This is a genomic window from Vibrio sp. B4-6 (assembly GCF_963888245.1).
Classification (GTDB): domain Bacteria; phylum Pseudomonadota; class Gammaproteobacteria; order Enterobacterales; family Vibrionaceae; genus Vibrio; species Vibrio anguillarum.
The window spans coordinates 269,984-291,810 of record NZ_CAWPIM010000033.1 but is presented as its reverse complement, the minus strand read 5'-3'; the positions used below and the strand labels follow the sequence as shown (position 1 = coordinate 291,810).

At 37.6% G+C, this 21,827-nt stretch carries 23 protein-coding genes; all 23 read left to right on the top strand.

Annotated elements, in window-relative coordinates; genetic code table 11:
- Window positions 1-40: 40 nt before the first annotated feature.
- The 23 genes from AACV20_RS10660 to hisH are packed head-to-tail and all read left to right on the top strand — an operon-like array spanning window position 41 to window position 21,826.
- Window positions 41-1,231, top strand: coding sequence for a UDP-N-acetylglucosamine 4,6-dehydratase (locus AACV20_RS10660; protein ID WP_170907253.1), 1,191 nt, complete (start codon window positions 41-43; stop codon window positions 1,229-1,231).
- 12 nt (window positions 1,232-1,243) lie between these two features.
- Window positions 1,244-2,395 carry a LegC family aminotransferase gene (locus AACV20_RS10655; protein WP_170907252.1) on the top strand — a complete coding sequence of 384 codons (1,152 nt, stop codon included), beginning with the start codon at window positions 1,244-1,246 and terminating at the stop codon, window positions 2,393-2,395.
- 17 nt (window positions 2,396-2,412) lie between these two features.
- Window positions 2,413-2,820, top strand: coding sequence for a MaoC family dehydratase (locus tag AACV20_RS10650; protein WP_142570086.1), 408 nt, complete (start codon window positions 2,413-2,415; stop codon window positions 2,818-2,820).
- A 27-nt stretch (window positions 2,821-2,847) separates the two neighbouring features.
- The gene (locus tag AACV20_RS10645; RefSeq protein WP_170907251.1) at window positions 2,848-3,669 is read left to right on the top strand and encodes a GNAT family N-acetyltransferase; all 822 of its coding nucleotides are present in this window, start codon (window positions 2,848-2,850) and stop codon (window positions 3,667-3,669) included.
- A complete protein-coding gene (neuC, locus tag AACV20_RS10640) occupies window positions 3,669-4,823 on the top strand; it encodes a UDP-N-acetylglucosamine 2-epimerase (protein ID WP_170907250.1) in 1,155 nt (384 codons plus the stop codon). The genes AACV20_RS10645 and neuC overlap by 1 nt, the downstream gene beginning before the upstream one ends.
- A complete protein-coding gene (locus tag AACV20_RS10635) occupies window positions 4,810-5,487 on the top strand; it encodes a PIG-L deacetylase family protein (RefSeq protein ID WP_170907249.1) in 678 nt (225 codons plus the stop codon). Before neuC ends, AACV20_RS10635 begins: the two co-directional genes overlap by 14 nt.
- The gene (gene neuB, locus AACV20_RS10630) at window positions 5,484-6,557 is read left to right on the top strand and encodes an N-acetylneuraminate synthase (RefSeq protein ID WP_170907248.1); all 1,074 of its coding nucleotides are present in this window, start codon (window positions 5,484-5,486) and stop codon (window positions 6,555-6,557) included. The genes AACV20_RS10635 and neuB overlap by 4 nt, the downstream gene beginning before the upstream one ends.
- Window positions 6,550-7,197 carry an acetyltransferase gene (locus tag AACV20_RS10625; protein WP_170907247.1) on the top strand — a complete coding sequence of 216 codons (648 nt, stop codon included), beginning with the start codon at window positions 6,550-6,552 and terminating at the stop codon, window positions 7,195-7,197. Before neuB ends, AACV20_RS10625 begins: the two co-directional genes overlap by 8 nt.
- Window positions 7,198-7,213: 16 nt before the next feature.
- A complete protein-coding gene (locus AACV20_RS10620; RefSeq protein WP_170907246.1) occupies window positions 7,214-8,275 on the top strand; it encodes a nucleotidyltransferase family protein in 1,062 nt (353 codons plus the stop codon).
- Window positions 8,275-9,252, top strand: a complete 978-nt coding sequence (locus AACV20_RS10615) for a Gfo/Idh/MocA family protein (RefSeq protein ID WP_170907245.1) — start codon at window positions 8,275-8,277, stop codon at window positions 9,250-9,252. Before AACV20_RS10620 ends, AACV20_RS10615 begins: the two co-directional genes overlap by 1 nt.
- Before the next feature lie 23 nt (window positions 9,253-9,275).
- The gene (locus tag AACV20_RS10610) at window positions 9,276-9,965 is read left to right on the top strand and encodes an acylneuraminate cytidylyltransferase family protein (protein WP_170907244.1); all 690 of its coding nucleotides are present in this window, start codon (window positions 9,276-9,278) and stop codon (window positions 9,963-9,965) included.
- A complete protein-coding gene (locus tag AACV20_RS10605) occupies window positions 9,965-10,738 on the top strand; it encodes an oxidoreductase (RefSeq protein ID WP_170907243.1) in 774 nt (257 codons plus the stop codon). The genes AACV20_RS10610 and AACV20_RS10605 overlap by 1 nt, the downstream gene beginning before the upstream one ends.
- The gene (locus AACV20_RS10600) at window positions 10,739-12,196 is read left to right on the top strand and encodes a hypothetical protein (RefSeq protein ID WP_170907242.1); all 1,458 of its coding nucleotides are present in this window, start codon (window positions 10,739-10,741) and stop codon (window positions 12,194-12,196) included. It abuts the gene before it with no gap.
- Window positions 12,186-13,298: an FAD-dependent oxidoreductase gene (locus AACV20_RS10595; protein ID WP_170907241.1), complete on the top strand. Its 1,113-nt coding sequence runs from the start codon at window positions 12,186-12,188 to the stop codon at window positions 13,296-13,298. The genes AACV20_RS10600 and AACV20_RS10595 overlap by 11 nt, the downstream gene beginning before the upstream one ends.
- 34 nt (window positions 13,299-13,332) lie before the next feature.
- Window positions 13,333-14,322, top strand: coding sequence for a hypothetical protein (locus tag AACV20_RS10590; protein WP_170907240.1), 990 nt, complete (start codon window positions 13,333-13,335; stop codon window positions 14,320-14,322).
- Window positions 14,319-15,038 carry a glycosyltransferase gene (locus AACV20_RS10585; RefSeq protein ID WP_212752576.1) on the top strand — a complete coding sequence of 240 codons (720 nt, stop codon included), beginning with the start codon at window positions 14,319-14,321 and terminating at the stop codon, window positions 15,036-15,038. Before AACV20_RS10590 ends, AACV20_RS10585 begins: the two co-directional genes overlap by 4 nt.
- Window positions 15,031-15,924, top strand: a complete 894-nt coding sequence (locus AACV20_RS10580) for an aldo/keto reductase (protein ID WP_170907239.1) — start codon at window positions 15,031-15,033, stop codon at window positions 15,922-15,924. The genes AACV20_RS10585 and AACV20_RS10580 overlap by 8 nt, the downstream gene beginning before the upstream one ends.
- Complete coding sequence (locus AACV20_RS17610; protein ID WP_170907238.1) at window positions 15,887-16,276, top strand: GtrA family protein; 390 nt, start codon at window positions 15,887-15,889, stop codon at window positions 16,274-16,276. Before AACV20_RS10580 ends, AACV20_RS17610 begins: the two co-directional genes overlap by 38 nt.
- Window positions 16,277-16,296: 20 nt before the next feature.
- The gene (locus tag AACV20_RS10575; protein WP_170907237.1) at window positions 16,297-17,544 is read left to right on the top strand and encodes a lipopolysaccharide biosynthesis protein; all 1,248 of its coding nucleotides are present in this window, start codon (window positions 16,297-16,299) and stop codon (window positions 17,542-17,544) included.
- Complete coding sequence (locus AACV20_RS10570) at window positions 17,511-18,830, top strand: O-antigen polymerase (RefSeq protein ID WP_170907236.1); 1,320 nt, start codon at window positions 17,511-17,513, stop codon at window positions 18,828-18,830. The genes AACV20_RS10575 and AACV20_RS10570 overlap by 34 nt, the downstream gene beginning before the upstream one ends.
- Before the next feature lie 10 nt (window positions 18,831-18,840).
- Entirely contained in the window at window positions 18,841-20,082 is a 1,242-nt protein-coding gene (locus AACV20_RS10565; RefSeq protein WP_170907235.1) for a hypothetical protein, read from the top strand.
- Window positions 20,076-21,212 carry an N-acetyl sugar amidotransferase gene (locus AACV20_RS10560; RefSeq protein WP_170907234.1) on the top strand — a complete coding sequence of 379 codons (1,137 nt, stop codon included), beginning with the start codon at window positions 20,076-20,078 and terminating at the stop codon, window positions 21,210-21,212. The genes AACV20_RS10565 and AACV20_RS10560 overlap by 7 nt, the downstream gene beginning before the upstream one ends.
- Window positions 21,209-21,826, top strand: a complete 618-nt coding sequence (gene hisH / locus AACV20_RS10555) for an imidazole glycerol phosphate synthase subunit HisH (RefSeq protein ID WP_170907233.1) — start codon at window positions 21,209-21,211, stop codon at window positions 21,824-21,826. Before AACV20_RS10560 ends, hisH begins: the two co-directional genes overlap by 4 nt.
- The last annotated feature ends 1 nt before the right edge of the window (window position 21,827 follow it).

Sequence of the window (21,827 nt, the reverse complement as noted above, 5' to 3'; positions counted from 1 at the left end):
TCATTCTATTAAGTGCATTACTTTCTTTTTGGGTTAAATAATGAATAATATTCTATCTCTGATCGGTCGTACCGATGCGCTGTTCACTCAAGACATTGCCCAGCACGAAGCTGAGTTATCTCGTATCGTTTCACAGTCACGCTTTCTTGTCCTCGGCGGAGCTGGGTCAATTGGCCAAGCGGTTACTAAAGAAATCTTTAAGCGCAATCCGCAGAAACTGCATGTAGTAGATATCAGCGAAAACAATATGGTGGAGTTGGTGCGTGATATTCGCAGTTCATTTGGCTACATTGGCGGCGATTTCCAAACCTTCGCTTTGGACATCGGTTCGATTGAGTATGATGCCTTTATCAAAACCGACGGTCAGTATGATTATGTCTTAAACCTCTCTGCCCTCAAGCATGTACGCAGCGAAAAAGACCCGTTTACCTTGATGCGTATGATTGATGTCAACGTATTCAACACCGATAAAACCATTCAGCAGTCGATTGACGCGGGCGTGAAAAAATACTTTTGCGTGTCGACCGATAAAGCGGCCAACCCGGTCAATATGATGGGGGCGTCGAAGCGCATTATGGAAATGTTCTTGATGCGCAAAAGTGAGCAGATCTCAATCTCGACTGCGCGTTTTGCTAACGTTGCCTTTTCTGATGGATCTCTGTTGCACGGCTTTAACCAACGTATTCAAAAAAATCAGCCGATTGTCGCGCCAAACGACATCAAGCGTTATTTCGTAACGCCCCAAGAATCCGGTGAGCTGTGCCTCATGTCGTGCATTTTTGGCGAAAACTGCGATATTTTCTTCCCGAAACTTAGTGAAGCGCTGCATCTGATTACCTTTGCCGACATCGCAGTTAAGTACCTTAAGCAACGTGGCTATGAGCCGCATTTATGCGCGGATGAAGATGAAGCTCGTGAACTGGCGAAAACGCTACCAGCACAAGGCAAATGGCCTTGTCTTTTCACCGAAAGTGATACGACGGGTGAAAAGGATTTCGAAGAGTTTTTCACTGATAAAGAAGTGCTTGATATGGCACGTTTTGAAAATTTGGGCATCATCAAAAATGAACCTCTGTATCAACCGGAGTTGTTGAGTCTTTTTGAAGAAAAAATTGCCCAAATGAAAGATCAACGAGCTTGGAGCAAAGAGCAGATTGTGGCGCTCTTCTTTACGATGATCCCCGACTTCGGTCATAAAGAAACGGGCAAATACCTTGATAGCAAGATGTAAGGGTGAAGAAGAATGAACGCACAGTTACTGGTTGAGTTTGTACGCGACCAATACCAAACCCCAGATTTTATTCCGTTGCATGCCCCTACTTTTGCGGGTAATGAGAAAGCGTACGTTACGGAAACCATTGATAGCACTTTTGTATCGAGCGTCGGTAAATTTGTTGATGAGTTTGAGCGCAAGATGGAAGCCTTTACTGGCAGTGCCCGCGCGGTTGCCACCGTCAACGGCACGGCAGCGCTGCATGCTGCGTTGTACATGGCGGGCGTTGAGCGGGGGGATTTGGTGATCACCCAAGCACTGACGTTTGTTGCTACTTGTAATGCGCTTTATCACATGGGTGCCGAGCCGATTTTTGCGGATGTTTCGCCCGTGAGTTTGGGGCTTTGCCCTAAAGCGGTGGATGCCTTCCTAGAAGATAGTGCGGAAACCACTGATGCTGGGTGTATCCATAAGAAAACGGGTAGAAGAATCAAAGCTGTGGTGCCGATGCACACCTTTGGTCATCCGGTAGAACTTGATGAACTGATTGCCGTTTGTTTGAAATGGCACATCACGTTAGTCGAGGATGCAGCAGAAAGTTTAGGCTCGTTTTACAAGGGCAAACACACCGGAACGCTTGGTGAATTTGGTGCGGTGAGCTTCAATGGCAACAAAATCATTACCACGGGTGGCGGCGGTATGGTGCTGTGTGGCACGGAAGAGGCGGGCAGACGCACTAAGCACGTGACTACGACGGCGAAAGTGCCGCACCCATATGAGTTCTTCCATGATGAACCAGGGTTTAACTACCGCATGCCGAACTTAAATGCGGCGCTGGGCTGTGCGCAGATGGAAGTGCTGGAACGCTATCTGGCGCAAAAACGTCAATTGGCACATCAATACCAAGCATTTTTCGCCAGCAGCGATGTGACGTTTGTGGTCGAGCCAGAATACGCACAATCAAACTATTGGCTCAATGCCATCATTTGCGCAGATACACAGCAACGCAATGAACTGCTAGAGCAAACTAATGCAGCTGGCATAATGACGCGCCCAATCTGGCAGTTAATGCACCGTTTGCCGATGTTTAAGCATGCTTTACGTGGTGATCTTAACAATTCACAGTGGCTAGAAGAACATCTGATTAATCTCCCAAGCTTTCCCACCTTGATAAATAGTTAACCAAAGAGAGTAAATTGATGTACAAGTTGGAAGAGATAAAAGTCGGTATGGCTGAGTCCTATTCTCAAACAATATCAGATGCTGATGTAAAGAATTTTGCAAATATTTCTGGTGACAGAAACCCAGTCCATATGGATGAGTTATATGCAGAACAATCAAGGTTTGGAAAAAGAATTGCTCATGGAATGTTTAGTACAAGTTTTTTTTCTGCTTTGTTTGGGATGAAGCTTCCTGGCCCTGGATGTGTATATGTTTCTCAAAGTATTAAGTTTAGAAAACCAGTTTATGTTGGTGATACAGTTACAGCATATATAGAAGTTAAAGATGTCGATTTAAATCGAAGAAGAGTTTATTTTGATACATACTGTAAAGTTGGTAATTCTAAGGTGATTACTGGAAGTGCTGAAATATATATTCCGGAATAGAAATAATAAAATAAAAGAGATCTAATTATGAAAGATGAAATAGAGTATATTGATGTCCATAATATTGATGTTCTGGTAAGTTTTTTTCCTGAAATTAAATCTCTTTTTGCTGAGTGTTTTGAAAGGGAGTTAAATAAAGATCTATGGGAATGGGCATATTTGAACAATCCATGTGGAAAACCATTAGTTTCACTGGCCTTGTTTAATGGCAAAGTTATTGGGCATTATGCAGTAATACCACAGATACTAACAAATAATAAGAAAAAGCTCATCGGTTATTTATCAATGACAACGATGGTATCAGCGAATTTTCGACGCTTTGGCATTTTTCAATTATTAGCCGAACGAGTGTATAGTAAGATTGATGCTAATAAAATTCCTAGTGTTGTTTATGGTTTCCCAAATCATAACTCTATAGCTGGTTTTAGAAAGAGGTTGGGATGGATAATATCTGATGAATATAAAGTAAGACAGATTCATCCTAATGATTGGCATTGTCAATGCTCTCTTATACAGGGGGCGGAAATTGAAGGTGCATTCCAACTTGATATGTCAGAAGAAAAGATTAAGGAGTGGCGTTGCAATAAGCCTAATCAGGTTTGGGATATTCATCAAGGAATTGGTGTAAAGGAAATAAACGATGCATATGATCTAATGTATTATAGCACCGCCAATGATTTGTTTAAATTTAAGCCAGGTAAGTCTGTAAATATAGTTTCACCATTTTCTGATGTAGAAAATGAAGATGATAGAAATGTATTATTTCCATATAGATTTGGATATCGAACATTCAACATGGAAAATGAACTTTCCTTCAATGTTCAAATGTGCATGTCGGATGTTTTTTAATGAAAATATTAGCAATAACATCAATTCGTTCTGAATATGACTTAATGAGTTATGTTTATAAGAAGCTAGATAGAGATTCTGGAATTGATCTTCGTCTTTTGGTTGGAGGTTGCCATAATTCACCATCGTTTGGCTTAACAGTTAAAGATATAAAAAAAGATGGTTTTAATATACTTTGTCAAATTGATAGCTTGATTGATTCTGATTCTAGTGCAGCCAGATTAAAAAGTGCCTCGGTTTTATTACTATCATGTATTGATCTGGTGAATGCATTTTCACCAGATCTGATAATTTATGCTGGTGATAGAGAAGATGTTATGATCGGAGCTCTTCTTGGTGGATATCTTGGTATTCCTACCGTTCATTTTTTTGGTGGTGATCATGCGTCGGATGGGCATATAGATAATCCCATCCGACATGCAGTATCGAAATTATCAACGTGCCATTTTGTTAGTATTGAAGAACATAAAAAAAGATTGCTTAAAATAGGTGAACCATCAAGTAGGATTTTTAATATTGGAAGTGTTGCTCTAGATAAATTTAAAGAAATACCGATTCGTAATGATATATTGGATTTTGTTGCTGGCCGTAAAGTTTCAAGGCCTGCGGCTCTTTTTATTTTTCATCCAGTTGAAGATGAAATAGAGATAGCGCCACAGCTTGTTTGCAATATTATTCATGAGCTTATTGAAAATGGTTACCATGTATTTATTGGTTTGCCAAATAGTGATCATGGTTATTCAGGAATTAGAGAGGTTTTGAATAATTATTCTAGTGATTCTAATGTTTCTTTGTACGGTAACTTACCAAGGGATTTATTTGTTCAATTATTTAAAGCTTGTAAATTAATCATGGGAAACTCATCTGCGGGTATTCTTGAAGCTGCTAGTGTACCAATTCCATGTATCAATGTTGGTCTGAGGCAGCGTGGGCGTATGAGTGCGGAAAATGTTATTTTTATAGATTCTGATTTAAATCAGATAAAAGATGCAATTATGAAAACAAAAGACGAAACATTTTTATCATCTATTAGTAATATTTCTAATCCGTATGGTGATGGCAATGCATCAGATAAAGCTGTTGAACTTATAAAATCGATAGAATTCTCTGCGATATATAAAAAATATGAGGACCCTCTATATGTTGAGCAATAAACCTGTATTAATTGTTGCTCCTCATGCTGATGATGAAACTTTAGGATGCGGAGGAACTATTCTAAAACTCATTTCTCAAGGATATAGTGTTCATTGGCTGCTTGTTACTGGGATGAGTGAAGAAGCTGGATTTTCAAAAAAGCAAATAGAAATTCGTAAAAATGAAATAGAGAGTGTTACAAGTTTGTATAACTTTACGTCTATTCATGAATTAAAATTTCCACCAGCTAGGCTTGATGCTATATCGAAAGGTGATATTGTGGTTGATATTTCACATGCTATACATGAAATACAACCTGAAATTATATTTATCCCCTATAGGAATGATGCTCACAGCGATCACGAAATAGTCTATGATTCGGTAATGTCTGCGGCGAAGTCATTTCGTGCCCCGTTTGTTAGAAAAATACTTGCCTATGAGACGCTTTCTGAAACAGATTTCGGCATGAAGCCTGAAGATGGTGGATTTAAACCGAATGTATTTATTGATATATCTACTTACCTCAATAAAAAGCTCGCTATCTTAGACGTTTTTGAGTCTGAGGTACGTGATTTTCCATTTCCTCGCTCAAGAAAAGCATTGGAATCTTTGGCTTATTTAAGAGGAGTACAGTGTAATGCTAATGCGGCTGAAGCCTTTATGCTTATAAAGGAGATATTATGACACTTATTATTGCTGAAGCTGGCGTAAACCATAACGGAGATGATGCACTGGCGTTTCAACTTGTAGATGCTGCGCATCAAGCCGGTGCCGACATCGTTAAGTTTCAAACCTTTAAAGCTAAAAACTTAGTCACTGAGCAAGCCAAGCAAGCCGACTACCAAGTGGCTAATACGCAAAAACAAGAGTCGCAATTGTCGATGCTCAGTCGCCTTGAACTTTCCTATGCCGCCCATCACCAGTTAGTCAAACATTGCCAGACCTTGGGAATTGAGTTTCTTTCGACAGCTTTTGACTCTGAAAGCCTAGATTTCCTTGTTAACGATCTGGGTTTAACGCGCCTTAAACTGCCTTCTGGCGAGCTCACCAATGCGCCTTTGGTTCTTGAGCATGCACGCACCGGCTGTGATTTGATTGTATCCACAGGTATGGCGACGCTGGCCGAGATTGAAATGGCGCTTGGGGTTATTGCCTTTGGTTATACGGCGTCGGACAACGCAGCGCCATCGGTACTGGCGTTTCAGCAAGCTTACGCCTCAGAGGCGGGGCAAAAAGCCCTTAAAGAAAAAGTGACCATTCTGCACTGCACCACTGAATACCCGGCGCCGATGGCAGAAATCAACCTTAGAGCAATGGATACGCTCGGCAATTCGTTTGACTTGCTTGCGGGCTATTCTGACCACAGCGAAGGGATCACCATCCCCATTGCTGCGGTGGCGCGCGGTGCGGTGTTGATTGAAAAACACTTTACCCTTGATAAAAATATGGAAGGCCCCGATCACAAGGCTTCACTTGAACCAGATGAACTGGCTGCAATGGTGAAAGCGATTCGCCAAGTGGAAGTGGCGCTGGGCACGGCGGTAAAATCGCCGACCGTTTCGGAGGTGAGAAACAAAGCGGTGGCACGCAAAAGTTTGGTGGCGAGCCAAGTAATTCGAGCGGGTGAATCATTTACTGCAGACAACTTGACCATCAAACGTCCGGGCAGTGGCATGTCGCCCTATGAGTATTGGGAGATGCTTGAGCGCTCGGCAAGCCGAGACTATCAAGTGGGAGATTTAATCCTTGAATAAGTACAAACCGCTGGTCTTGATCGGCGGCGGCGGCCACGCGAGCGTGCTGGCGGATATTTTGCTTGGTCAGGGACGAGAAGTCCTTGCGGTGATTTCCCCAGATGCTCTCTCCTCAAGAGCAGTGTTTGCTGGCTTGGCGCATTTGACTAAAGATGAAGAGGTGAAACGCTTTTCACCGGATAGTGTGTACTTGGTCAATGGTATTGGCATGTTGCCTCGTTCTATGCTGCGTCAGCGAGTCAATCAACAGTTTCTCGAACTCGGTTATCAGTTTGAAACGGTGATCGCCAGTGATGCGCACGTATCACTGTTTGCGACTATCCGCTCCGGCGCGCAGATTTTATCTGGGGCACAAGTGCAAACTGGCGCGGTTATTGGCGAACATACCATAGTGAACAGCGGCGCTTTGGTTGAGCACGATTGCCAAATCGGCGCTTATAACCATATTGCGCCACGCGCGACCCTGTGTGGTGCGGTATGTACGCGCGAAGCGGTTTACATTGGTGCGAATGCAACCGTGATTCAAGGTTTAGTTTTAGAATCTCAGAGTGTGGTTGGTGCTGGAGCCATCGTGAATCGGTCGCTGATGAAGAATTATACCTGCTACCCTGCCCGTACCTATCTTAAAGAAAATAATTAGAATTCAAGGATATTTCATGAGCTACTGCTGGAACAATGTATTGATTAAACCAGACAACTCGGTTCGGGATGCACTGGAGATTATCAATAATGAAGCCCTGAGAGTGGCACTAGTCGTTGACAATAATCAACATTTGGTCGGTGTAGTGACAGATGGGGATATTCGTCGTGGCTTACTCAAAAATCTGACGCTGGCAGATCCCGTTTCTTTGGTGATGAATTTATCTCCCACGACAGCTCAAGCTGGAATCCGCAGAGAGCTATTGTTCGATTTGATGGAGAAAAAGGGCATCCTCTCCATCCCGCTTCTAGATGATGCAGGAAAAGTGGTGGGGCTTGAAACCTTACATGGTGCATTACATCGTCCTAAATATCAAAATCCGGTATTTCTGATGGCGGGGGGATTTGGTACCCGTTTACGTCCTTTGACGGATAATTGCCCCAAGCCAATGCTTAAGATCGGCAATAAGCCTATTCTCGAAACAGTGATCCGCAGTTTTATAAAAGCGGGTTTTGTCAATTTTTATATATCGACCCATTACATGCCCGAGTTGATTCAGGCACATTTTGGTGATGGCTCTGAACTTGGGGCTAATATCACTTATGTGCATGAGGAACTACCGCTTGGTACTGGTGGTGCGCTTGGTCTGTTACCGAAAGATCTGCCAGAAAGCCTACCATTGATCATGATGAATGGTGATGTGCTGACTAAAGTAGATTTCCAGCGCTTGCTTGATTTCCACATTACTCATGATGCCGATGCTACCATGTGTGTGCGTGAGTACGATTATCAAATTCCTTATGGGGTGATTAATGGAGAAGGCAATAAAATCACTAGTATGGTGGAAAAGCCTATTCAGCGCTTTTTTGTCAACGCGGGTATTTATGTGGTTTCGCCACGCGTGATTCAATCTGTACCAGAAAATTACCGCATTGATATGCCAACACTGCTTGAGCAACACATGCAAGAGCGAGATAAGATTCTCATGTTTCCTATTCACGAATATTGGCTAGATATTGGCCGAATGGATGATTTCAACCGTGCGCAAGCAGACATTCATACCTTGGGGCTGGATTAATGGAACGAGTTGCCGTTGTTGGGCTGGGGAACATTGCTACTCGCCATCGCCGAAATATTAAACAGCTTTTTCCACATGCTCAGCTCTATGCTATGTCAGCCAGTGGACGTATGCCGCACGAGGCGGTCAGTCACGCCGATCATCTAGTGGAGTCGATTGATGTACTGATCACGCAACAGGTTCAACTGGTTATTGTCGCTTCTCCGGCCCCTTTTCACGCGGCGCATGCCATCCCGTTGATTGAAGCGGGCATTGCCGTACTGATTGAGAAGCCAGTCACCGCTACGCTCGACGAATTAAAAGCGCTGCAAGAGGTGGCAGCTCAATACTCAACTCCTGTGGCTGTAGGGTATTGCATACGCTACTTATCTTCTGCGATTGAGATGAAAAAATGTCTTGCATCTGGGATGTTGGGGAATATGTACCATGCTCATGTCGAGGTTGGTCAGTATTTACCAGATTGGCGTCCGAGCAAAGATTACCGTGAGAGTGTATCAGCCAGAGCGATGTTAGGTGGCGGTGTCCTTTTAGAGCTTAGCCATGAGTTTGATTACACCCAATGGTTATTGGGTGAGCTGACTCTAGAGCACGCTATCTTGAGCCAAAGTGAAGAGCTTGGTTTGGAAGTTGAGGACAGTGCCGATATGCTCCTCAGCACTAAGCAAAAAGCAGTTGTGCACCTGCATCTCGATTTTTTGCAGCGTAAAGCGTATCGCCAGTGCCGCTTTGTCGGTAGCCAAGGCGCGTTAGAGTGGGATTTGATTGGCAATGAGATCCGCTTTGTTTCCGCGCAAGGCACGCAAGTACTCTACAGCGACCCCACTTGGGATAAAAACCAAATGTATACAGCGATGGTGCTGGATTTTGTTGCCTATATCCATCGCCAACCGAGTCAGTGTGTGTCGCTTGATGAGGCGGCTAAAAGCCTTGAACTGATTGCACAAATCAAAATGCGCTATCCCATCACGGCGAGCTAGATGGCGTAAAGGGTAAATATCCAATGAAAAACTATGCATTTATTTTTGCTCGTGGCGGTTCAAAAGGCCTGCCAGGAAAAAACATTAAACCACTTGCTGGCAAACCCTTGCTGCACTATTCGATTGACAGCGCGTTGGCCGCTCCGTCTATTGAGCAGGTATTTGTTTCCACCGATGATGACGAAATTGCGCAAGTGGCGAGGAATGGCGGGTCGATCGTTATCGATCGTCCTGCAGAGCTGGCGGATGATACCAGCCCAGAGTGGCTTTCTTGGCGACATGCGATTGAATGGGTGCGTGCTAACTATGGCGACTTTGACGGCTTTATTAGCTTGCCTGCGACAGCTCCCCTGAGGGCGGTCAGTGACATCGAAAGTGCCATCCAGCAACGAATGGCCGTTAGCGCCGATATTTGTATCTCAGTGACCCCCGCCAGCCGCAGCCCCTTTTTCAATATGGTCAAGCAGACCGACTCAGGTATGGTTGAGTTGGTCATCAAGCCACAGGGTGAAGTGGCACGTCGTCAAGATGCGCCAGCGGTGTTCGATATCACCACCGTTGTGTATGCCACCACGCCCGAGTTTGTCTTGAACAATTACGGTCTTTTTTCTGGCAACGTCACTAGCATTGATGTACCGAAAGAGCGCGCCGTAGATATTGATGATATTTACGATTTTATGTTAGCAGAAGCGATTGTCGGAGGTTGTCAATAATGGAAAAGCTACTCGATAATAAAACCATTGTGGTGGCGGGAGCAGGTGGCCTGCTTGGAACGCGTTTAGTGCTCGCTTTGCTAAAGCAAGGCGCACACGTCATCGCAGCCGATATTCATTTGGAGGCGATGCGTGAACGGCTTGCTTCGCTCGGTGTTGACCTACAAAATGAGAAGCTGAGTTGTTGTGAGTTGGATGTAACTAAAGAAGAAAGTGTCAAAGCGTTCTATAATCAGCAGACTCAACAGATCGATGGCGCGGTCAACGCAACCTATCCTCGTAATAAGACGTATGGTAAGCACTTTTTTGATGTCAGCTTAGAGAGCTTCAACGAGAATTTGTCGTTACATCTTGGCAGTGCGTTTCTCTTTACGCAGCAGAGTGCTGTGTACTTTAAGCGTCAGCAACAGCCTTTTTCGCTGGTGAATATATCCTCGATTTATGGTGTTGTAGCACCGAAGTTTGAGATTTATAACAAAACAACAATGACTATGCCAGTCGAATACGCAGCGATCAAGTCTGCGATTCAACACCTTAACAAATACGTGGTTTCTTACGTGAATGACAGCCGTTTCCGTATTAACTGTGTCAGTCCTGGCGGTATTTTTGACCATCAGCACGACGCGTTTTTACAAGCCTATAAAGAGAAAACACACGGTGCAGGCATGTTGGATGTGGAAGAGGTGGTTGGCTCGGTACTGTTTTTGCTCTCGGAGCAATCACGTTATGTTACTGGCCAAAATATTGTCGTTGATGATGGGTTTAGTTTGTAAATGAAAATAACAAGAAATGCGATAATCCCTTTAATTTTATTATGTTCAGCTTCATTTCTAAGTTTCATGCCAATGTTTTTTCAGGCAAGAGATTTGTGGGATGGGGTAGTTATTAGCCATGCATTTGAATCCGGTAACAGAGAGATATATTGGAATTGGTTTACAGAATCAGGGTGGTTTTTAACTCCGATAATGTATGATGTTTTTTTTAATATATTTAGTGATAAAACATTTCTGTTGGCAATCCAGTTAACAATGATTACATGCCATATTATTTCTACTATATATATATATAAACTATCAAAGTTAACATTCAAATGTTCAGATATTTCAGCAGTATTCGGAGCTCTAATCTTTGCATTTTCACCAATCTGGAGTATATATTATTCAACTGTTTTTCTAATGCATTCTATCACACTTGCCTTAGCTTTGTTTTGCGTTGAAAAAATTATCACTTGCAAAGATAATAAAAAGCTTGTTTTTTATTATCTTCTATCATTCATTTCATATCAACAAGTTTCATGCGCGGTTTTAATAATAACACTACTTACTGCTAACATTATGTTGAATTATAGAAATAGGTATGAGTTAAAGATTTTCTTTTCATACATTATTATAAGCTCTATTTATTTTATTAGTACCCGATTGATGTTTCCTGCTAATGGGTTATATCTTGGCTATAATGAAATAGTGATAAGAAATATATTCAATGAAAGTATTTGGGAGACATTTTTAAATTTTATAAACAATGTCTATCCATTATTTATAATTTTAATCTTAGCGCTCCTAGTTGATAAAATTAGTAATATAAAACTAATAATTATTAGTGCACTTATGTTAATCGTCAATATTATACCATTTGTTTTGGTAGGAAAGCCTGCTTGGTATAGTCATCTTTTTGGTGTGCAAGGCTGGGATCAAAGGCAAGCAATAACAATTGTTACAGCTTTGTCTTTAATTTTTTCAGCAATGTCGAATAATTTAATTTCAAGTAATAAGATAATTTCTAGAATAGGAGTAGTTGGTATTTTGGTATACACTTTTACTTATAGTCTCTACCAATATTATGGTTCCATGCTTATTAAAAATAAAGCTATCATTTTACAAAATGGGATTGAATTCTCAATTAATAAATACCAAAATGAGATTGGCGAGTGTGGCTTAATAGTTAAATTAAACTCCCCTAGTAACTATAATTATTTTAATAATTATGAGTTAACATATATTGCAAACAAAGTTTTTGGTTCATATTTATATTCAAAATTTGACTGGGAAAACGATCCGGAAATATTTGAAAAAAAGATTTATCAAGATAAGTATATGCTGCCATCAAAAAAACCAAGCTGTATGAAAACACTTGAAATAAATAGCGAAAATATACACATGATCAGTGGGTTGAGTTTGATTGGTGATCGAGTGGATGTTAAGTTTTCTTCGAGAATTATTTATGACAACTGAGAAAGTTATAGTTATTGGTGGTGGATTTTACGGCTTATATATAGCAGAGTATTATTCTCTGAAAGGGTATGTTGTAGACCTGTTTGAAAAAGAAGATGATTACATGCAGAGAGCATCTTTAAAAAATCAGGCTCGGGTTCACAATGGTTATCATTATCCAAGAAGCACACTGACTGCATTAAGGTCTCGAGTTTCATATCCAAGATTCAAAGAAGAATTTAAAGAAACAATATATTCAAACTTCAAAAAATATTATTTAGTTGGAAAACCATTAGGAAAAATATCTGGTAGGCAATTCGAGTTATTCTGTAAACGAATTAAAGCGCCAATCAAAAAAGCAAATGTTGAGATTGAATCCTTAGTAAATAAAAAACTTATTGATGGGGTTTATGAAACTGACGAAATTGCATTTGATGCGGTAAAATTAAAAAAAATAATGCTAGAAAGAGTAAAAAAAGCTGGTGTAAATTTTAAAACAAATTCTGATGTAATAAAAGTTGAGAAAGATGAGGATAAGGGTTTAAAAATAACGATAAGAGAACAAGATGGTAGACTTAGATATGAATTCTCTGATCAAGTATTTAATTGTACATATTCAGGAATTAATAGGTTAAATGAACTCTCCGGTTTTGAGATAATTCCCTTGAGACATGAATTAACTGAAATGTGCCTTATTAAAATACCAAATGAGATCGAAGGTATGTCGTTTACTGTAATGTGTGGGCCATTTTTTTCTATAATGCCATTTCCATCAACAGATTATTATACCCTATCTCACGTAAGATATACACCTCACTGTGATTGGAGAGATGATGAATGTGTATATGATAATTATGATTTATTTGAAAAGCTATCAAAGAAAAGTGCTTGGAATAAAATAATAAGAGATGCTCAGAGATATATACCAATCCTCAGTAAATCCCAGTACATAGATTCTCTATGGGAAGTGAAAACTATACTTCCTATAAGTGATGTTGATGACAGTCGGCCAATTTTGTTTAAAATTAATCACGGAGTGAATGGTCACCATTGCATTATGGGGGGGAAAATAGACAATATTTATGATGCAATTGAAAAAATTGAAAACTTTGGTCTGATATAGAAACAGTGCACAATAAAGATTTATGGACAAACTCATGAGTAAATGTAAAAGCTCTACCTTTGTATCAGTTATTTTACTTTCTGATGACCTTATTTATAATAAAGAACAAGATATACTTTTCAGTATTCAATGTGGTTTAATGAAAAATTTTTATGACTATGAAATAATAATATTAGATCATAATAATAGCTCTTCAAGTCAATATAATCAAAGATGGTCGTCTGTACTGAAAGAGGTGGAAGGTGTAAGAATAATTCAAACAGTATCTCATCTAGACAGAGAGCTTGCTTATACAATTGGTATTGAAAACTCAATAGGTGACTCTGTAGTGCTCTTTAATCCACTCAGAGATCCACTAGGAATTATTGGTGATGCGATCAATATTAACAGGTCTGGTGTTGATGTGGTTGTTGGTGTCAGTGAAAGCGTTAGTGCTACAATGGCATATAAGTTAATAAGACCATTTATAAATAAACTATTATTCAAGATTGGCTATGAAATTCCTAGAAATGCTACAGGTTTTTATGTTCTTTCACGTAACTCTGCTAATAGCATTACTCTATCCCATGGGAAACAGCATAAATTGTTTTTGCGAATTGCTCAGTCTGGCCTGAATTCTGAAAGTATAATATATGAATGTACACATTCTATTCGCAAAGAAAAAAAGTCGGTGTTAAAAAGTATTCCAGACACACTGAATATAATGGTTTTTAACTCAATAAAACCTCTTAGATTAATGGCTGTGATAGGTGCTTTTGCAAGTTTATTTAGTTTAATATTTGCCACATATAGCGTCATTCAGAAATTTTTTAATGATCAGTTGGTTGATGGTTGGGCATCAATAGCTGTGCTGATTTCATTTCAATTTATGGTTTTATTCATAATATTATCCTTCTTATCAGAATATATAGGCAGAATGTTAGATGAGAATAATATTGGAGAACAGTACGCAATAGTCAATGAACTAAATAGCACTGTTATGGTCGATGAAAATAGAATAAACGTATTAGAAGAATCAATATGATGAATCTGGAAATTACAATACCGGTGTTGAATGAAGAAAAAACATTAAGGTTTCAAGTTGTTAAAATTATGGCTTACTTAGAGTCAATCAATATTGGTACTGTAGATATAACACTATCTATTGCCGATAATGGGTCAACCGATAATACGAGGGATATAGCGGAAAAGCTAGAGAAGGAGTATCCCAAAAAAATTAGATTTGTCAAGGTTAGTAAAAAAGGCGTAGGACTTGCATTAAAAACTTCTTGGGAAAGTAGTAATGCTGACATAGTCGGTTATATGGATTTAGATTTAGCTACAGATATCAATCATATCATGCAAGTTGTAGATATTTTCTCAACTAATAATAGTGTAGATATTGTTTACGGTAGTCGATTACATAAAACTTCTGAAGTTATCGGTCGCAGTGTTAAGCGTGAAATCACAAGTCGAATATTTAACTGGATTCTTAAAAAATATTTATCTGTTGGTTTCAGTGATGGAATGTGTGGATTTAAATTTTTAAAAAAATCAATTTTTACGGAAGTGATACAGAATAGAGCATCTAGCGATGGTTGGTTTTTCTGTACAGAGTTACTTGTAGTAAGTGAAAAGATGAAAAAAAATCTTGTAGAGCTTCCTGTTAAGTGGACGGATGATGAAGAAAGTAAAGTTAAAATAATTTCGCTTTCAATTGAGTATTTGAAAGCAATGAGAGAGCTTAAAAACCATGAGTAAAAGAATTTGCTTAGGTACAGCAATGTGGGGATGGAGTGTTAAAGAAATAGTGGCGCTCAATATATTAGATAGGTTTTATGAATCTGGCGGTCGTTATATTGATACCGCATATAATTACCCAATTAATGGTGAAAAAAACAAACTTACTTATTCTGCAAAGTTGATATCACAATGGATTAAAACGTCAGGAGTCAATGATTTAAAAGTTTTTTTTAAGATCGGAAGTGTTACAAACGAGAAAATTAATACAATAAATCTTTCAAGAGAAAATCTTACAAAGATGACCTCTCTTTCAGAAGATTTGTTTGCTCGAAACCTATATTCACTAATGATTCACTGGGATAATAGAGAACATCTAAGTGAAATTAAAGAGACGCTTTTTCATTTGTCAGAATCTTGTGAGAAGAAAAAAGTGAGATTGGGTCTCTCCGGTATAAAATCTACAGGTTTATATCAAGAAATTATTAACAGAATGGATGGTTTACATATTGATCAACAGGTGAAAAGTTCGTTTTTATCGGGCGATGTAGATATAATAATGGGTACTCGTGAAATTGATCTTAGATTATGGGCATACGGAATAAGTGGTAGTGGACTAAAACTAGATAAATCAGAATATAGAAATAATAGCTATGTCAAGTTGACACGTTCTGATGATTATCATGAGAAAATGTTATCTTGTGAAATAAGTGAAAGTATAAAATCATATATTAGTGAAAGTAATCTTGTTGAAAATTTATATCAGTATGCAATGCTTAAAAAAGAGCAAGACAAGAGATATTTTGGTTATTTAGTATCACCAAGTAACGTTAATCAATTAAAACAAATTATAAATTTTAAGAAGAAGTATGACGATCTCCCCCCCCAAAATACTAGTAGTATTTAAGTTCTCAATAGTCGGAATAATTAATACTCTTGTTTCATATATTACATTCATTATTCTAAACTATGCGACACAACGGGAGTTCTTTTCATTGTCTATTGCATATTTTACAGCAATGCTAATTAGTTATTTTTTAAATAAAAGATATGTTTTCAAAGCAAATGAAAGGAAAATATTAGAATTTATATTTATCAATATTTTTATGCTTAGTGTAAATAGTGCAATGCTATTTATACTTAATAAATACTCTGGAATTGCTGTTGAATTTTCTCAAGCCATTTGTATGTTAGTCATAAGTGTACTGAATTTTGTTTTTTATTCACATATTTTCAATAAAAAATGTACGGACATATGAAACGTAGGAAGGTGCTATAATTGTTTATTAGAACGTTGAACATTTCACTAAGACTTGTAACGTTAGCTATAAGATTTGTATTTATAATCGTGTTAGCTAAATTTCTTCCTGTTGCAGAGATGGGTAATTATGGATACCTTACTGCTCTTGTTGGATATTTTATTTATATTGCTGGCTTTGAATATTACACATTCGCTAATCGAGAATTGATAAAAAATCGAGATGAAAAAGATTCCAATATGATATTTAATCAGCTTGTTATTTATTTTTTTGGATATGTAATATTTGTTCCTATATTAGTGTTCTTTTTAAATTTAGCTAAATTCGATGGTCGTGTTATTTTTCTTATCGTTTCAATATCTATTCTTGAACACTTGTGTCAAGAATGGAACAGAATCTTGATCTCAATTGAAAAAGTAACAAATGCAACTTTTGTTCTTTTTTTTAGGGGAGGAGCTTGGGCAATTATAGCATCCTTAATAATATTTATTTACCCTAGTACGAGAACACTAGATTTTATATTGGTCACTTGGCTTTTATCTCTTTTACTTGCATTACTTATAAGCTTTTATTCTACACCAAAAAAATTTTTAAAATGTAAGCTTGAGAGTAGTATTATATTCAAAGGTTTAATTACATGTTTTACTTTGTTTGTTGCTAGTATTGCAACAAGAGGTTTGGTGACATTCGATAGAATTGTTATAGAAATAATTTCTACGAAAGAAGTATTAGCAGCGTACTCAGTTTATGCAACAATTGGTAATGCTGTTATTGCAACCGTAGATACTGCAATTGTGTCATTTATGTTTCCTAAAATTATATTTGCGGCACAAAGTAGAAACATAGAAAACTTCCAGGATCAACTTAGAGTTTTTTCTAAAGGTTGTATTTTGGTTTCAATTACTACCTCCATGATTGTAATTATACTTATGGATAATATACTTACTTGGTATGCTAATGAAGCTTATTCTAATTATAAATCATTGTTCTATGGATTTCTTGTATTCTGCATGATAAATGTGTTTTCACTGCCATCTCATATTGCTCTTTACGCTTTAAATAGAGATAAGCTTATTCTTATAAGCACATTGGTTGGATTTCTTGTTTACTCACTAATAATGCTGTATACGATGCTCTTTACTGTTGATGTTTACGGTGTCATTATCGCACTTATATCTTCGAGTCTTGTTACTTTTGTAATGAAATTTTATTATTACAGAACTGAGTTGGATAAATGGAAAAAAAATATTTTCTTGCCTATAAACTAATAATTGACCTAAATATTCTGGTTAATTGGCTTAAGTTTTCATATTCTGTAGTTGGTGTGATATTTGTTTGGATGAGTATTAACTCAGATTTTTCATCCTTCTATGTGTTCTCATTTTTTTTTATTACCACAATTTTACTTAATATACCTAGAGACATCTTATCACCACTAAATATTTTATTTGCATATTATGGATTGTGGTTTTTCCTCTCTCCGCTATTAGGCTCTGGTTACAGTGATGAGTTATTGAATTCTTATGACTATAGAGTATCAATTGGTTTGGTATTTACAAATTTTATTATTTGTCTGTATGGAATAAAGTTTGGTATATTGATCGGGAAAAGCATAAATACCAATCCTCAATTTTTTGCTATAGATAAAGATAGTACTTTTAGGAAAATTTTAGGATTGTATTTTTTATCATCACTAATGATATTTATGATTATTAATAGTAGCGGTGGTATTAATGTTTGGTTAGATAATCCAGGAGATGCATTTTTAAATAGAGCAGGATCTGGTGTCTATGTAATATTGAGTCACTTCTCTTCTATTATTTTATCTTCTCTTGTTGGACTATATGCTTACAAATATAAGAGCTTTTCCATGTGGCTTATATTTTTTGTTTGGTTGCTATTAACATCCCCTGTCCATGGAAGTAAGTTCCAAATTTCACTGCTTTTCATTCTCAGTTTGCTACCATGGTTGAGAGAAAGAAAAACCTTCAGTTTAACAAGTATTTTACTTGTAACTTCATTTTTAATGATATTTTTGCTTGGGATGATATTCCGAGATGCTGATATTACAAATGTTGATAAGCTATTTAACCTATTTAATTACTTTTCTACATTACATAATCTGGCAATCTCTGTGTCTGATTTCGAACCAGGCTCAGAATTTACTTTTTGGTTACCATTCAACAAGTTTTTATCTCCATTTGGTTTAGATTCGGGTGTTGAATACTATGATATGAATCACTATCTAACTGACATTTACTATCCTCAGGCTTGGGAGATAAGAGCTACAGAACAATGGCCAGTTGAAACTGATTTATATTTGAATTTTTACTTTTTTGCTGGTCTACCATTTATTTTCTTCTATATGGTGGCGATTGGAGCAATTTATAAGAGATCAATTGTCACATCATCTTTTGGCATTTCAATTGTAAGTCTACTTATGACTATATTTATGATATCTCATTTAAGAGGTAGTCTTTATAATCATACGGATTTTTATATGATACCTTATATGGTAATTATATTTTTAATTTTCAGATATTATAAGATATAGTGAGGATATTATGAGTTGGAGTTTGATCTTATCTGCGATTAGTAACGAAATCCAAGTTGAGAAGTACTTTTATTCTATTAATAACTTAAAACCTGAAGAGTGTAACTATCTCCCAAGAATTGTTAAGATTAAAAATCATAGATTTTTTAAATTCATTAAGAGTATTAGTTTTTTTATTAGATTGATTTGGCCATATTTATTAGCGCCGGTGTATTTTATTATATGTTTTTTTGCTTCATGCGTTTATCGTTTTGCTTCTTTGGGTAGATATTCAATTGATAAATTTGAAACTAAGCATGTGTCTGTTTTTTCTGCTAATGGAGATAGTTCTTTTCTCAAAGCTAAAAAACTCATTAATCCTGAAAAAACAATTATATTAGGGGATTTTACTGAATTATTTAAAAATGAAAATGTAGATTTTAATTTTATCAGTCCTTATCAGGTTGTTACTCTCTGTGATTTACTTAAAATATTTATAATTTCAGTTTTTTATAATTTTAGATTACTGATTGAGTTCAATACCAGGCCTTGGGTTATGCAGGGATATACTATCTTCAGTATTCTTCTTCGATACAGAGCTTTATGCCGAATAAAGAAAAATTTAATTATAGTGGATCATTTTGATCGTTGGGCTGTTCTAACCGATAAAGTAGTTTCAGAAATAGAAAAAAAAGAAAAAAAAATAATTACACTTACCATAATTCAGCACGGAATATTAACTACTGATTATTACGATGATAAATCAAGTTTGCCATTTGATCTTACAACTAGGCTGAATAATGTCACTGATTTAATTGTTTATGATGAGTTATCAAAGCGAATTTTTTTGGAAAAAATCATATCTAATGATAGTTGTAGGTTTAAAATTTCCCCCCCTATTTTAAATCTCTATTTTATTAACTCTGAGAACATTAAATTTTTATTTGTTGGGCACTCTATTTGTTTAAAATTTCATGTTGATCTGTATTTATCTTTAAGAAATAAATATCCGGAAATCGATTTTTTTTATAAACCACACCCTTCTCAGGCGATGGATGAGAAAACACGCAACTTAGGCTGGAAAGTTTACGATAAGTTGGACAGTTTTCCGGATGTTGATGTTGTAGTATCATACCCATCTACACTAGCTTATGAATACCACTTGAGTGGTAAGACAGTGATTCAGCACAGCATTCATGATACTTCACTAAGCTCGTCATCGATAATCATTCAGATTCATGAAGAATTAAAAAAGAGAACCACTTTATGTTAGAGTACAAAATTTGTTCAACTTGTCTTATGGATACAAGTGATCCTAGCATTACTTTCGATGACTCAGGTAGCTGTCATTATTGCAGTAATTTTCATTCAGTTATTTATCCTAACTGGGATACTCAGGTGGCTGGTCTAAAAGAACTCACGTCACTGGCAGAAAACATTAGAAAAGATGGTCAAGGTAAAGATTTTGACTGCATCATTGGACTTTCCGGGGGGCTCGATAGCTCTTATGCGGCGTATATTGCAAAAGAAAAGATGGGATTGCGTCCTTTACTTTTTCATGTTGATGCGGGTTGGAATACAGACCAAGCAGTAGGTAATATTGAAAAATTAGTTGATGGACTTGGATTAGATCTTTATACAGAAGTTGTCAATTGGGATGAAATGCGCCGGTTGCAAGTCGCGTTTTTGCGTGCCGGCATACCAGATCAGGATCTTGTACAAGATGCTGCTTTCTTTTCAGGATTGTACAAATTTGCACGTAAACATGGGATTAAGCATATTATCACGGGATCTAATTTTTCGACTGAATGTTGTCGTGAACCTGAAGAGTGGGGAGGGTATCTTGGTATCGATAAGACGCTGTTTGGTGATATATGGTCAAAATTTGGTGAAGGAGAGCTGAAAACGTTCCCGCTTACAGACATTCTAGTTTATAAGCTTTGGTATCAAAAAATTCTAGGAATGAAAGTTCATCACCCTCTCAATTTGGTACCTTACGTCAAACTCAATGCCGAAGATGAGCTAGAGCGTCTCTTTGGTTGGAAACGTTTTAAACATAAACATCACGAATCCCGCTTCACTCGTTTTTATGAAGATTACTGGCTTCCTCGCCGTTTTGGATTTGAAAAGCGTAGAGCACATTTTTCTAGTTTAATAATGACGGAGCAAATGACTCGCGAAGAGGCTTTGGATAGAATCTCTCGGCCGGAAATGGATGAACATTTCTTAAAACAAGAATTTGAATACGTTGCTCACAAATTAGGGTTGACTGTTGATGAGCTTCAGCAGTTATTTGATTTGCCTAAAAAAACTTACAAAGATTATACAAATAAACGTTGGCTCATTGGTTTTGGTACAAACGTGTTTCGTTGGTTAGGTCTAGAAAAGAGGTATTTCCGTTGATTCGACTTGTAGATTATGGGGTTGGCAATATCCAAGCATTTCTGACACTTTTTAAAAGGTTAGGTATTCAAGCGATGAGAGCTAGTACCCCAGAAGAACTCAGCGATGCAACACGTCTAATTCTTCCGGGAGTCGGTCACTTTGACCATGCAATGCAAAGGCTGAATGATTCTGGCCTTCGTATGGCATTAGAAGAAGCCGTACTTGTAAAACGTATACCAATCATGGGTATTTGTGTTGGGATGCAAATGTTAGCTGATCGTTCGGCAGAAGGAAAATTGCCTGGTTTAGGTTGGATTCCGGGAGAAGTAAAATCATTTGCCAGCAATCCTCTCACTGCTGAGCTACCAATGCCACATATGGGTTGGAACGATTTGCAGGTAAAACTAGATTCTCAACTTTTTTCACAAGGCTTCGATTCTGATCCACAGTTTTATTTCTTACACTCATATTATTACGACGCTGTAGACAAAAATGATGTTGTGGCAACAGCAAACTATGGGATTAATTTTGATGTAGTGATTTCAAAAGGTCATATTCACGGTGTGCAGTGTCATCCTGAGAAAAGCCATCACTGGGGTTCTCAGTTACTCAAAAATTTTGTAGAGAACTAAT